The following is a 13475-nucleotide window of genomic DNA, read 5'->3' as shown; positions in this document are numbered from 1 at the left end:
CTCATGGAATCTCGTAGGCCAGAGACATGATGATGAAAACAAATCAGCAGCCCCCTGCCCTGCAGGTGGTGATGAAAGAGGCCAGACGCGCCATTCGGCCGCTTCTCTGGTTCAGCGGGAGCATCAACGTGCTGATGCTGACCGGAGCGCTTTACATGCTCCAGGTCTACCACCGCGTGCTGTCCAGCCACAGCCTGGAGACATTGGCGATGCTTTCGTTGATGGCGGCCGGCGCGCTTGTGGCAATGGCGGGGCTGGAGGTGGTGCGCGGGCGTCTTCTGGCAAAGGTCGGATCCTGGATGAACGCACGCCTGGCGCCGGTGCTGCTGACCGCATCGGTGGAATATGCCGCCTCGGCGCCCGGCCAGGCCAACGCCCGACCGTTGCGTGACCTCGATCAGGTGCGCAACTTCTTCACCAGCCCAAGCATCTTCCCGATCCTCGACGCGCCTTGGGCGCCTTTGTTTTTCGCCGCTATCTTCTTCATGCACCCCTGGCTGGGCTGGCTGGCCCTCTGCGGCGGCGGAGTGCTGTTCGTGTTGGCCCTGCTCAACGAATGGCTCACACGCAAGCCGTTGACCGAGGCTGCCGGCGCGCAGTCGCGCGCCTATGTCCAGGCGGAGGCGGCGATCCGCAATGCGGAGGTCGTCCAGGCGATGGGCATGTTGAAACCCTTGCTCGAGGGCTGGAAGCTGCAGCAGGACGAAGCCAACAAAGGTCAGGTCGTTGCCGCCAACCGCGGCGGCATCATTTCCGCCATCGCCCGCTGTCACCGGCTGGCCCTGCAAATGGGCATATTGGGGCTTGGAGCCTATCTCGTTCTCCGCAACGAAGCTTCCCCCGGCATCATGGTCGCCGCCTCGATCCTGATGGGTCGTGCGTTGTCGCCGGTCGAACAGGCGATCGGCACATGGAAGGCGACGGTCGGCGCGCGGGCCGCTTACCGGCGCCTCACCGCCGTTGCAGGCCAGCACCCCGAGGCAACCCCGGTTCTGGCGCTGCCGCGGCCGACGGGGAGGTTCGAGGCCGACAATATCGTGCTTTCCCGGCAGGGTGGCGAACATATCCTGAAAGGGATCAGCTTCCATCTCGAGCCGGGTGAATCCATGGCCCTGATCGGCCAGAGTGCGGCCGGCAAGACCAGCCTGGCGCGCATTTTGGCCGGCGCCTGGCGCCCTTCCGGCGGGCGGGCGCTGCTTGACGGCATGGATGTCGCCCAATGGGCGGCGGAGGACCGTGGCCATCATGTCGGTTACCTCCCCCAGGATATCGAACTCTTCGCGGGGACGGTTTCCGAAAATATCTGCCGCTTCGCCAAACTCAGCCCGGTGATCTTCGACAAGGTCGTCAAGGCCGCGCAGCTGGCGGGCGTTCACGAACTGATCAAAGGACTGCCGAAAGGTTATCTCACCGAAATCGGCGAATCCGGCGCGGTGCTGTCCGGCGGGCAGCGCCAGCGCATCGGCTTGGCGCGGGCTCTCTACGGCGACCCGGCGCTCGTCATCCTGGACGAGCCCAATTCCAACCTGGACCGTGACGGTGAGGAGGCATTGATATCAGCCCTCGGCACGATCAAGGCGGCGGGCACGACCGTCATCCTGATCGCCCATCGACCGAACATCATGGAGACGGTCGACAAGATCCTTGTCCTCAATCGTGGCCAACAGGATCTCTTCGGCCCACGCGACTATGTCTTCAATGAACTCGCTGCGCGCGTGCGCAAGGTCGCTCAAATGCCGACGATCGTGGCGAAGTAGCAAGGGAACGAAACCGCCATGAAAAAGGATCTGAAGGTGGTTCCGTTACCCGTTTCGCCGTCCCCGGCACCGGTCCCGCTGCGTCTCACGGGCCTAACTTTCACCGGCTTTGCGATCATGTTCCTGTTCTTCGGCATGGCCGGAGGCTGGGCGACGCTGGCACCGTTGGACAGCGCCGCAGTGGCGCCCGGCCTTGTCAAGGTCGCCGGTGACCGCAAGCTCATCCAGCACCTCGAGGGCGGGATCATTGCAGGATTGACCGCCGCCAACGGCGACATCGTCAAGGCCGGCAAGGTCCTCCTCCAACTCGATGACACGCAGGCGAGGGCAAGGCTTGATCTGGTCCAGAACCGGATCGCAACGCGCGAGGCGCTGGCCGCTCGCCTGAGGGCAGAGCGCGACGGCAAAGCCGAGATCGAGTTCGACCCGGCGCTGCTTGCAAACCCCACCAAATCGGCAAGGGACGCGGTGGCCGCCCAACGTGACGTGTTTTCGGCCAAGCACCACAATCTGAAGGACGAGCGAGAAATTCTCAGCCAGCGCCGCCGCCAGACCGAGGAAGAGATAACGGGGCTGCAGGAGCTCATCGTTACCGAGGACAAGCAGATCGAGGTGTTCGAGGGCGAAACCAGAGATCTCGAGAGCCTCGTCAAGCGCGGCTTGGTCACCCGCGAGCGTTGGCTGCTGCTCAGACGGCAGCAGCGGGAAGTCGAAGGGGAGCGCGCGACCAATGTCGCAGCCATCGCTCGCGCCAGGAGCGCCATGGCCGAGATCGACATGCAGATCGTCAACCTCAATACCTTGCAGCTGAACCAGGCCGTCGAGGAGCTGAGCAAAGTTGAAGCGGAAATGTTTGACCTCAGGCAGGAAGAACGGTCCGCCAAAGACGTGCTCGCCCGCACCAACGTCGTCGCGCCGGTCGACGGCATCATCATGGACCTGAAGGTCCATACGACCGGGGGCGTGGTGAAACCAGGCGAGACCCTGATGACGATCGTGCCGATGGGACAGCAGCTCGTCATCGAGGCCATGGTCAGACCGGAAGATGTCGAGACGATCGCTCCCGGACAGCCGGCGCGTGTCAGTTTCCCGGCCTTTGCCCGCTACAACCTGCCGCCGCTCGACGGTGTCGTGGAGATCGTATCGGCCGACAGGATGGTGGAGGAACGCAGCGGCGCGCCTTATTTCGCCGCGACCGTTGTGATTGACCAGAGCGAGCTTGCCAAGCTGGAAGGCCGCAAGCTGCTGCCCGGCATGTCGAGCGAGACGATGATCCGGACGGGTGCCCGCACCGTGCTTTCTTACCTCGCCGAGCCGATCACACAGAACTTCCGCCGGGCGATGCGGGAAAAATAGCCGCAGCCCCCACTCTTCCCAAGAACCCCGCTCACGCCGCCTTGGCGGCGTGATATTCCTTGATCGCAACCATCTTGATCGCCGGATAACGCTCCGCCTCGTAACGCAGCGAGAAGGCATCCTGGGCGAGGAAAACCGGATCGCCGTCGAGATCGCGGGCGATATCGCCGCGCTTGACGGTGAGGAATTTGTCGAGATCAGCCGGCTGATCGGCCGAGATCCAGCGGCAGACGGAGAAACGCGACATTTCGAAGGAGACCGGCAGCCCGTATTCAGCCATCAGCCGCTCCTTCAGCACGTCGAGCTGCAGGGCGCCGACGACGCCGACGATCGCCGGGGAGCCGTCTTCCGGCGAGAACAGCTGGACGACGCCTTCCTCGGCCATCTGCTGCAGCGCTTCCTTGAGCTTCTTCGCCTTCATCGCATCTTCGAGCCGCACGCGGCGCAGAATTTCCGGCGAGAAGTTCGGCACGCCCTGGAAGACCAGCGCTTCGCCTTCGGTCAGCGTATCGCCGATCCTGAGAGTGCCGTGGTTGGGAATGCCGACGACGTCGCCGGCATAGGCGGTGTCGGCGAGCTGGCGCTGCGAGGCGAAGAAGAATTGCGGCGCCGTCAGGCCGAGCTGCTTGCCGGTGCGGGCGAGCCTCGCCTTCATGCCGCGCTCGAGCTTGCCCGAGCAGATGCGGGCAAAGGCGATGCGGTCGCGGTGGTTCGGATCCATGTTCGCCTGGATCTTGAAGACGAAGGCCGTCATCTTGTCGTCGGTCGCATGCACCGTCCTGGTGTCGGCGACCTGGTCACGCGGCGGGGGCGCGAATTCGCCGAGCGCGTTAATGAGGTCGCGAACGCCGTAATTGCGCAGTGCCGAGCCGAAGAAGACAGGCGTCATATGGCCCTCGAGGAAGGATTGCCGGTCGAAGGGACGGCAGGCCTCGATGGCAAGCTCCGTCTCGTCGATGAAGGCCTTGCGTTCGTTTTCCGGCAGCCTGTCGGCAACGGCCTGCGGGCCGTTGACCGGTGTCGTCTCGACTTCGGTGTCGGAACCGCGGGCGGTGCTGTTGGCGAGATGATAGGAGCCGCAGAAGGTCTTCGAACGGCCGATCGGCCAGGTGATCGGCGCCGTATCCAGCGCCAGCTTTTCTTCCACCTCGTCGAGGATCTCGAAGGGATCGCGGCTTTCCCTATCCATCTTGTTGATGAAGGTGATGATCGGGATATCGCGCATGCGGCAGACTTCGAAGAGCTTCAGCGTGCGCGGCTCGATGCCCTTGGCGGCATCGATGACCATAACGGCGGCGTCGACGGCCGTCAGCGTGCGATAGGTGTCATCGGCGAAATCCTCGTGGCCCGGCGTGTCGAGGATGTTGAAGACATTATCGTTATACTCGAAGGTCATCACCGAGGTGACGACCGAGATGCCGCGTTCGCGCTCGATCTTCATCCAGTCGGAGCGCGTCTGCATGCGGTCCTTCTTCGCCTTGACTTCGCCGGCAAGCTGGATGGCGCCGCCGAACAGCAGCAGCTTTTCGGTGAGTGTCGTCTTGCCCGCGTCTGGGTGGGCGATAATAGCGAATGTGCGGCGGCGGGAAACCGCCTCGGAGAGGCTTTCGGCCATGATGTGAATCCTGTGGAATTGCGGCTTAACTAGCGATTAAAGGCTGAGATTGCAATTGACCCCGGCCGCTCACGCGCAAAGTAATGGGTCATGACCATTCATCACGATCTCAGCCCGACGCTGAACCTCATCCGCCTGGCCAACGGCGAGGGCCTCGACCTGCCCGCCTATGAAAGCAAGGGGGCGGCCGGCATGGACCTGCGCGCCGCCGTCGCCGACGGCGAACCGCTGACGTTGCTACCTGGCAAGCGGGCGCTGGTGCCGACCGGCTTCATCTTTGAAATTCCGGAAGGCTTCGAGGGGCAGGTGCGGCCGCGCTCCGGCCTTGCCTTCAAACACGGCATCACCTGCCTTAATTCGCCCGGCACCGTCGACAGCGACTATCGCGGCGAGGTGAAAGTGCTGCTCGCCAATCTCGGCGAGGAAGCCTTTGTCATCGAGCGCGGCATGCGTATCGCCCAGATGGTGATCGCGTCGGTGACCCAGGCGCGGGTGACGGAACTGTCAGTGGCGAGTGAAACGGCGCGCGGCGCAGGCGGCTTCGGCTCCACCGGCGTTTGATGGCAAAGCGCCTCGACAGCACGGGCTTAACCTTCCGACAGGATTATTTCGGCGACCCCGCTGGTTGGGCAGCGCTGGTGCGCCTGCTTCAACATATTTTCGGCATTGACATCGGCCCGCTGCAGCATCTCGGCGGACCCGACCCTACCAGCATGCCCTTCGGCTGGTTCGATGCCACAGGCGAGCTTGCTGCCAATATCTCCGCCTTTGCGCTACCCTTCGTCATCAATGGCAGGGTCGTTCATGCCGCCGGCCTGCAATCCGGCGCGGTGCGGCCGCAGTGGCGCGGCTGCGGGCTCTATCGCGACCTGACGGTGAAAGCGCTCGACTGGTGCGAGCAGCAGGGTTTCGAGGCTGTCATCCTCTATACCGACAAACCATCGCTCTATGAACCCTACGGTTTCCGCTCGATACCGCTGCACCGGTACGAAGGGGCGGCCCCTGCTCCGTCGACACCCACAGCACCGGCCCTGCCGCTTTCGCCGGCGAATGCGGACGATCTTGCCCTGCTGCAAGCGCTGCTGAAAACGCGCAGCCCCATTTCGACGACGCTCTCGGTGACTACAAATGCGGCGATGTTTCTCATCAATACGCAGATCGATCCCGAGATCCGTGTCAGCTTCCTCGAAGATCAGCAAGCAGTCATCGCCTGGAAAATGGATGCGGCGGGTCGCTTCAGCCTTCTCGACGTCGTCGCGAGCGAGATCCCATCACTTGCCGCTATCCTCGGCGGACTCGACATCGCCTCCGCCGCCATTGACGTGTTTTTCCGTCCGGAGAAACTGGACTGGGTGGGTACTCCACAGCCTTTGGAAAGCACCACAACACTGATGCTGCGTGGGCTCGGCGATGTCACCCCGCATTTTCCGGCCATGCTTTCGCCACTGGCGGATTTCTGACCGTTTCAGCGATCCTGTTTCCCGCGTGAGAGCGGCGGCAGGCGACGTTTGACAGGCGACGATTTGATCATCGAGGTGTTGGTTTCCGCCCGTTCGGCGACCTTGTCCAGAATGCCGTCGAGCTCCGCCATCGAGCGCACGACCAGGCGAGCGATAAAACAATCCTCGCCCGTCACCTTGTCGCATTCGACGATTTCGGGAATGTCCTGGATGATGCGCTCGACAATGTGCAGCTGTCCCGGCAGTGGCCGCACGCGGACGAGCGCCTGCAGGGGATAACCGACGGCGGCCGGATCGAGATCGATGGTGAAGGCCTTGATGACGCCGCGCTCCTCCAGCCGCCGCAGGCGCTCGGCGGCACTCGGCGAGGAAAGCCCGACCTGCTGCGCCAGCTCCTTCAGCGAAATCCGGGCATTGCCGGCCAGCGCCTCCAGAATGGACTGATCGATATCGTCGAGCTCCAGCACACCATTAGGCATCGTAATTATTTTCCCTTCAATTATTAGGCAAAAGTCGTTTTGATCCTTCTTATTTCTATATGGAACCAGCTGCTGACGCAATATTATTGTCCGAGCAAAACGGAGGCTACCATGAGCGGCGATATCAAAAGAGGTTCGGTGGAAATGACGGCAGCGATGCTGATCTCGGGGACGATCGGCTGGTTCGTCGTCATGTCGGGCCAGCCGGTCAGCGGTGTGGTTTTCTGGCGCTGCCTGTTCGGCGCGCTGACCCTGCTCGTCATCTGCGGCGCCCTCGGACTGCTGCGGCCCGGCATCATCACGCTGCGCGCCTTTGGCATCGCCGTCATCGGCGGCGTCGCCATCGTCGTCAACTGGCTGCTGCTCTTCGCCTCCTATTCACATGCGACGATCTCGATCGCCACGACCGTCTACAACACTCAGCCCTTCATGCTGCTGGTGCTCGGGGCGCTGTTCCTCGGCGAAAAGATCACCGCGGCCAAGCTGTTCTGGCTGACGCTCGCCTTTGCCGGCATGGCAGCAATCGTCGAGGCAAAACCTCAGGCCGGCGGGGGAACGGATGGCTACGGCCTCGGCATTCTGATGGCGCTCGGCGCCGCCTTCTTCTATGCGCTGGCAGCCTTAGCCGCGAAATGGCTGAAAGGCACGCCGCCGCATCTGATCGCACTGATCCAGGTCACAACCGGCATGCTGATGCTGGCGCCGATGACGGAGTTTTCGCAACTGCCCGGCGATGCCGGCGGCTGGGCGATCCTGGTGACGATGGGCGTCGTCCATACCGGGCTGATGTATGTGCTGCTCTACGGTGCGATCCAGCGGCTGCCGACGCATCTGACCGGGGCGCTCTCCTTCCTCTATCCGATCGCCGCGATCCTCGTCGACCGGCTGGCCTTCGGCCATGCGCTGCAGCCGATGCAGATCGCGGGCGCCGCAATCATCCTGCTGGCCGCCGCCGGCATGAATCTCGGCTGGAGCCCAAGATGGCTGCGGCCGAGGGCGCTTCAGGGCTGAGGTATCGGCAGGCACGCGGCGGCAGGCATTCCTTCTGGTGATGCATCCATCAGCGCCGGCGGATTGATGGCACGGCCTGCCTGACATAAAACACCGGAAAGAGGGAGCCGCCACATGAGCCTTGCCGCCTTGCTCGCCTATGCCGGAGCGTTGTTTATCGCCGCAGCCATTCCCGGACCCGGCATAACCGCCATCGTCGCCCGTGCGCTCGGCTCGAATTTCCGCGAGACTTTCTTCATGGGTCTCGGCCTGGTGCTCGGCGATATGACCTATCTCACCGCGGTCATTCTGGGCCTGGCTTTCGTGGCGCAGACTTTCACGGAAGTCTTCCTCATCATCAAGATCGCCGGCGCCCTTTATCTCGGCTACATCGCCTGGAAACTGTGGACGGCAGGGCTGCTGCCGCAGGATATCGCCGCAAAAAAATCCGGCAATGTCGGCCTGTCCTTCCTCTCGGGCCTGCTGGTGACGCTGGGCAACCCGAAGACGATGCTGTTTTATGTCGCGCTGGCGCCGACGCTGATCGATATCGGCAATATCACCCTGCGCGACTATGCGCTTCTGCTCGCCGTCACCTTCGTGGTGCTGATCACCGTGCTGGTGCCCTATATGCTGCTTGCCGCTCGCGCCCGCACCATGCTGAAACAGCCGCGCGCCCTGCAGGCGCTGAACCGGGTTGCAGCCGGGATTCTCGCGGGCACGGCAGCCTTCATCGCCACGCGGGCTGCGTGAAATAAACATCCGTCAAGGAACGGTTTTTAAAGCTTATTTTCTCTCCGCCACCCCAGCCCGGGACGAACGGGCTCTGGTCTCATTCCGTCTTTGACCCTATTCTCCTCCTCGATTTCGAAGTCCAAAGGGAGAGCACCATGTCGCACAAACCCGGCCGCGGCCGCATTTATTCCTCGATCACCGAGACCATCGGCGACACGCCGCTGGTGCGCTTCGACAAACTGGCGCGGGAAAAGGGCGTGGCGGCAAACCTGATCGGCAAGCTCGAATTCTTCAATCCGATCGCTTCCGTCAAGGACCGCATCGGTGTGGCAATGATCGAAAGCCTGGAATCGCAGGGCAAGATCACATCCGGCAAGACGGTGCTGATCGAGCCGACCTCGGGCAACACAGGCATCGCACTCGCCTTTGCCGCCGCCGCCAAGGGGTATCGGCTGATCCTCACCATGCCGGAAACCATGTCGGTCGAACGGCGCAAGATGCTGGCGCTGCTCGGCGCCGAGCTGGTGCTGACCGAAGGCGCGAAAGGCATGAAGGGCGCGATCGCCAAGGCGGAGGAGCTGGCAGCGTCGCTTCCCGACGCCATCATTCCCCAGCAGTTCGAAAACCCGGCCAACCCCGAGATCCACCGCAAGACGACGGCCGAGGAAATCTGGAACGATACCGAGGGCAAGGTCGACATCGTCGTCTCGGGCATCGGCACCGGCGGCACGATCACCGGCGTCGGCCAGGTGCTGAAGAGCCACAAGCCCGAGATCCAGATCATCGCCGTCGAACCGGCCGATTCGCCGGTGCTCTCAGGCGGCAATCCCGGCCCGCACAAAATCCAGGGCATCGGCGCCGGCTTCGCGCCGAAGATCCTCGATACCGGCATCTATGACGAGGTCGTCACCGTGACCAATGACGAGGCCTTCGAACAGGCCCGCCTCATCGCCCGGCTCGAAGGCGTGCCGGTCGGCATCTCCTCGGGGGCGGCGCTGACCGCCGCGATCAAGGTCGGCAGCCGGCCGGAAAATGCCGGCAAGAACATCGTCATCATCATTCCGTCTTTTGCGGAGCGGTATCTCTCGACGGCGCTGTTTGAGGGGTTGGGGAGCTGAATAGCGAATAGGATGTAGCCTGGCTCATGAGGAGTAAGCCAATTAACTATTCGCTATCCTCCTATTCGCTTCTATCCGCGCGCCGCGCTGACTAGCGAGGCGCCGCAAGCTGCAATCTAGCTCAACAGCTGATGCATTAGGCGCTGCGAAAAAGAAGCATTTTCCAGGAGTGGCGTAAGGTCGCTGACCTGATCGAGCGAGCCGATAACCGGCAGCTTTCGAAGTTGTGGATCGGTGATCGCTGCGACGGCGCCCGCGATGGCATCATCGGCATTGATCGTCGTGAATGGCCGGTTGTGGTACGGGCCGACGACAGGCTTAAAACTGGCGATTTGCAGGGCGTTTTGCCGGTGCGCCAGCTCAAGATAGACGGAGGCGAGCGCATCGCCTCGCCCCTTCCACTCGCTCGCGAGAATTGCCCGCTCCAAGTGCGGCATGAGCCGATCTGAAATCGAGAGCTTGGCAAAGGCGCTTCCAAGCCATTTGGCATAGGGTGCATAACGGCGCTCAAGCAGGAAGCCCATTCTCATCACGTCGCGGATCAGCCGGCTGGCGATGACTCGCGAACCCAGATCGTCCCCCACTTGCCCTGCTCGGCCGACAAAGGCCTGTTCTTCAGCGATCCGTCGCCACTGACATGCGATCTTGTAGAGCCACACGTCGTGCGGAAAATAGGCAAGGCGCTCACGGGCGTTCTGCAATCGCCCGTCGTCATCGCGGAATATGGCCCCCGCCGTAAACGCGAGAAGCTTCTGTTCGGCAAATCCAAGCCACTGCACGGACGTCAGGTTTTCAATGGAGCGAACGGCGAAATGCTCCTCCAGCTTGGCCTCCAATGTATGGAATTCAAGCCCATGCTCGATGGTGCCAGCGGCCTCCGGGCCATCGGCAGGTGGATGCGGACGACTCCGCCACCCGATAGGCTCGCCGAGATAGCTATCGGGCGCCACCTTGGTAAACTCGCCGACCAACCGTCGGGCATGATCATTAAACTTCTCGATGCTCAGGAAGATATGAACTCTGGGACCCCAGTTGTGGTCCCTGGAGACTTCGTCATCCAAACCAAGCAGTTCCGATCCGTAGCCAATGAGCGCCGCCGAATGGGCAAGCTCCGGCGCGGTTTGAGCCAGCCAGGGCCTGACCACGTCTGCGTAAAAACGACGGGATAACTCGATCCCTTGCATGACTGCCCTCCGCCGGAGCCACTCATAATCCTCAGGAAAAGCTGCGGAGTCCAGCATCAGGACGGGGCTCCAGGTGTAAACCTTGTGTTCTCAGGCCGCCGCCGTCAGCCTCTCGCCGGCGATCCGATAAGAGATCGCTTCGGCGAGATGCAAACGGCCCACTGTCGGTTTGTCGTCGAGATCGGCCAGCGTGCGGGCAACCTTGAGGACGCGGTGGTAGCCGCGGGCGGAGAATTTCATTTTGTCGGCGGCGTCGCGCAGGAGCTGCAGGCCGGCGGAATCGGGTTCGGCGAGTTTTTCGATCATCGCGGTGGAGCAGCGGGCGTTGGTGCCGATATCCCCAGCGCCGGCGCGCTCGAAGCGCTCCTGCTGGATTTCGCGGGCGCGGGCGACGCGGCGGGCGACGTCGGCGCTGGCCTCGGCCGCCATCGGCCGGATGAGGTCGGCGGCGGAGACGGCCGGCACGTCGATGCGGATATCGATGCGGTCCATCAGCGGTCCGGAGATGCGGGCCTGATAATCGCTCATGCAGCGCGGGCCGCGGGCGCAGGTGTGACCGGGCTCACCGGCCATGCCGCACCGGCAGGGGTTCATCGCCGCGATCAGCTGGAATTTCGCCGGATAGGAGACGCGGTGATTGGCGCGGGCGATGATGCATTCGCCGCCTTCGAGCGGCTGGCGCAGCGCATCGAGCGCCTGCGGCGTGAACTCGGGAAACTCGTCGAGGAAAAGCACGCCGTGATGGGCAAGCGAGGCTTCGCCCGGACGGGCGCGCAGCCCGCCGCCGACAAGGGCGGCCATGGTGGCGGAATGATGCGGGGTACGGAAGGGCCGGCGGTCGGACAGCTTGCCGCCGGTGAGCTGGCCGGCGATCGAATGAACCATCGACACTTCAAGCAGTTCGGCCGGCGAAAGCGGCGGCAGGATCGACGGCAGGCGCGACGCCAGCATCGACTTGCCGGAGCCGGGAGGCCCGACCATCAGGAGATTGTGGCCGCCGGCAGCCGCCACCTCGAGCGCGCGTTTGGCGCTTTCCTGGCCCTTGATCTCGGCAAGGTCGGGCAAGTTGGCGGCATTGGCGCGGATCGACGGCTCCGGCCTAGACAGTACCTGCGTGCCGCGGAAATGATTGGCCAGGGCAATCAGGCTGCGCGGGGCGAGAATATCGACCTCGGCGCCGGCCCAGGCGGCCTCGGCGCCGCTTTCGGCCGGGCAGATCAGCCCCTTGCCGAGCGCATTGGCGCCGATGGCGGCCGGCAGCGCGCCAGCGATCGCGGCGATCGTGCCGTCGAGATTGAGTTCGCCGACGACGACATAATCGGTCAGCGCGTCGCCAGGAATGGCGCCGAGCGCCGCCATCAGCGCGAGTGCGATTGGCAGATCGAAGTGTGAGCCTTCCTTCGGCAGATCGGCGGGCGCCAGATTGACGGTCACCCGTTTGCCCGGCAGCGCCAGGCCGGAGGCATGAAGGGCGGCCTGCACGCGCTCACGGCTTTCGGCCACCGCCTTGTCGGGCAGGCCGACGATCTGCATGCCGACCTTGCCGGGCGCGATCATGACCTGAACCTCGACCGGCACGCCTTCGATGCCCTGGAATGCCACTGTACTGACACGCGCGACCATATGCCCACCCTTGTCCCGCAAACTCTTAGAGACCGCCCCTGTGGCCATTGAAAGCCAGCGGTTGCAATCTTGCACGGAAGCGGGACTAAAACAAGAACAACAAAAGAACGCAGGCAGATAATCGGTGGCGGACGCGGTTGTACCCGATCGCGGCCTCAGCCGCGCTTGCGCTCGATCGCGTCCCAGAGCAGGCTTGCTATATCGGCGCCGCCGAACTTCCTGACCTCGCGGATGCCTGTCGGCGAGGTTACGTTGATCTCGGTCATGTAATGTCCGATTACGTCAATTCCGACGAGCAGGAACCCGCGTTCCCTCAGCGCGGGGCCAATGCGGGCGCAGATTTCCTTCTCGCGCGGCGTCAATTCGGTCGCCTCGGCGCGGCCGCCGACATGCATGTTGGAGCGGCTGTCATGTTCGGCCGGCACGCGGTTGATCGCGCCGGCGAACTCGCCGTCGACCAAGATGATGCGCTTGTCGCCCTTGCGCACGTCGGGCAGATATTGCTGGGCGATGAAGGGCTCGCGGAAAAGCTGGCCGAACATTTCCAAGAGCGAGGAGAGATTGCGGTCGTCGCGGGTAGAATGGAAGACGCCGGCGCCGCCATTGCCATAGAGCGGCTTCAGGATGATGTCGCCCATCTCGTCACGGAAGCGGCGGATTTCGGCCGGATCCTTGGTGATCAGCGTCTTCGGCATCAGGTCGGAGAATTCGGTGACGAAGATCTTCTCCGGCGAATTGCGAACCCAGGCCGGATCGTTGACAACGAGCGTCTTCGGGTGGATGCGCTCGAGCAGATGCGTCGAGGTGATATAGGCCATGTCGAAGGGCGGATCCTGGCGCAGCAGCACCACATCCATGGTCGAAAGATCGACGCGCTCGGGTGCGCCAAGCTCGAAGTGATCACCCTTGACGTCGCGCAGCACCATGGGCTCGACGCTCGCAAAGAGCTTGCCGTCGCGAAAGCTCAGGCGCTCGGGGGTGTAATGGAAGAGCCTGTAGCCGCGCGCCTGCGCTTCCAGGCTCATGGCGAAGGTGGAGTCACCTGCGATATTGATGCCGGCGACATGATCCATCTGGACCGCTACATTGGTGATCTTGGCCATTTCCGTCCCTCGCTGAATGCCGGACAGATGTAGGTCGGCCCGGCATTAAACGCAA

12 protein-coding genes are annotated in these 13475 nt (G+C 63.1%); 7 read left to right on the top strand and 5 right to left on the bottom strand.

The features are described from left to right. Window positions 1-32 precede the first annotated feature (32 nt). Complete coding sequence (locus NMA58_RS21905) at window positions 33-1757, top strand: type I secretion system permease/ATPase (protein WP_430958278.1); 1725 nt, start codon at window positions 33-35, stop codon at window positions 1755-1757. Window positions 1758-1892: 135 nt separating this feature from the next. Continuing rightward, the gene (locus NMA58_RS21900; RefSeq protein ID WP_245421335.1) at window positions 1893-3113 is read left to right on the top strand and encodes an HlyD family type I secretion periplasmic adaptor subunit; all 1221 of its coding nucleotides are present in this window, start codon (window positions 1893-1895) and stop codon (window positions 3111-3113) included. 31 nt (window positions 3114-3144) lie between these two features. Here NMA58_RS21900 and NMA58_RS21895 read toward each other — a convergent pair whose 3' ends face one another. Then, window positions 3145-4728: a peptide chain release factor 3 gene (locus NMA58_RS21895; protein WP_434711905.1), complete on the bottom strand. Its 1584-nt coding sequence runs from the start codon at window positions 4726-4728 to the stop codon at window positions 3145-3147. A 90-nt stretch (window positions 4729-4818) separates the two neighbouring features. Here NMA58_RS21895 and dut point away from each other — a divergent pair, with 90 nt between their 5' ends. Then, the gene (dut, locus tag NMA58_RS21890) at window positions 4819-5289 is read left to right on the top strand and encodes a dUTP diphosphatase (RefSeq protein WP_183700585.1); all 471 of its coding nucleotides are present in this window, start codon (window positions 4819-4821) and stop codon (window positions 5287-5289) included. Further along, window positions 5289-6188 carry a GNAT family N-acetyltransferase gene (locus NMA58_RS21885; protein ID WP_221113138.1) on the top strand — a complete coding sequence of 300 codons (900 nt, stop codon included), beginning with the start codon at window positions 5289-5291 and terminating at the stop codon, window positions 6186-6188. Before dut ends, NMA58_RS21885 begins: the two co-directional genes overlap by 1 nt. A 5-nt stretch (window positions 6189-6193) precedes the next feature. Here the strand turns inward: NMA58_RS21885 and NMA58_RS21880 are convergent, their stop codons facing one another. Next, window positions 6194-6667: an Lrp/AsnC family transcriptional regulator gene (locus NMA58_RS21880; protein ID WP_183700589.1), complete on the bottom strand. Its 474-nt coding sequence runs from the start codon at window positions 6665-6667 to the stop codon at window positions 6194-6196. 111 nt (window positions 6668-6778) lie between these two features. Between NMA58_RS21880 and NMA58_RS21875 the strand changes: the two genes are divergently transcribed. The 3 genes from NMA58_RS21875 (at window position 6779) to cysK (ending at window position 9510) form a co-directional block, all read left to right on the top strand. Continuing rightward, window positions 6779-7678 carry a DMT family transporter gene (locus tag NMA58_RS21875; RefSeq protein ID WP_434711904.1) on the top strand — a complete coding sequence of 300 codons (900 nt, stop codon included), beginning with the start codon at window positions 6779-6781 and terminating at the stop codon, window positions 7676-7678. A 114-nt stretch (window positions 7679-7792) separates the two neighbouring features. Beyond that, complete coding sequence (locus NMA58_RS21870) at window positions 7793-8410, top strand: LysE family translocator (RefSeq protein ID WP_085776678.1); 618 nt, start codon at window positions 7793-7795, stop codon at window positions 8408-8410. Window positions 8411-8547: 137 nt separating this feature from the next. Next, window positions 8548-9510 carry a cysteine synthase A gene (cysK, locus tag NMA58_RS21865; protein ID WP_097599487.1) on the top strand — a complete coding sequence of 321 codons (963 nt, stop codon included), beginning with the start codon at window positions 8548-8550 and terminating at the stop codon, window positions 9508-9510. 116 nt (window positions 9511-9626) lie between these two features. Here the strand turns inward: cysK and NMA58_RS21860 are convergent, their stop codons facing one another. The 3 genes from NMA58_RS21860 to gshB all read right to left on the bottom strand — a co-directional run bounded on the left by NMA58_RS21860 (window position 9627) and on the right by gshB (window position 13420). Then, window positions 9627-10694, bottom strand: coding sequence for a DUF4037 domain-containing protein (locus tag NMA58_RS21860; RefSeq protein WP_434711903.1), 1068 nt, complete (start codon window positions 10692-10694; stop codon window positions 9627-9629). Between the two features lie 90 nt (window positions 10695-10784). Beyond that, window positions 10785-12317, bottom strand: a complete 1533-nt coding sequence (locus tag NMA58_RS21855) for a YifB family Mg chelatase-like AAA ATPase (protein ID WP_434711902.1) — start codon at window positions 12315-12317, stop codon at window positions 10785-10787. Between the two features lie 155 nt (window positions 12318-12472). Further along, a complete protein-coding gene (gene gshB / locus NMA58_RS21850; RefSeq protein WP_434711901.1) occupies window positions 12473-13420 on the bottom strand; it encodes a glutathione synthase in 948 nt (315 codons plus the stop codon). Between the last annotated feature and the right edge of the window lie 55 nt (window positions 13421-13475).

The organism is Rhizobium sp. YTUHZ045 (assembly GCF_051124255.1).
Lineage (GTDB): Bacteria > Pseudomonadota > Alphaproteobacteria > Rhizobiales > Rhizobiaceae > Rhizobium.
The sequence above is the reverse complement of the archived record's forward strand: the minus strand, read 5'-3'. Positions and strand labels throughout refer to the sequence as shown.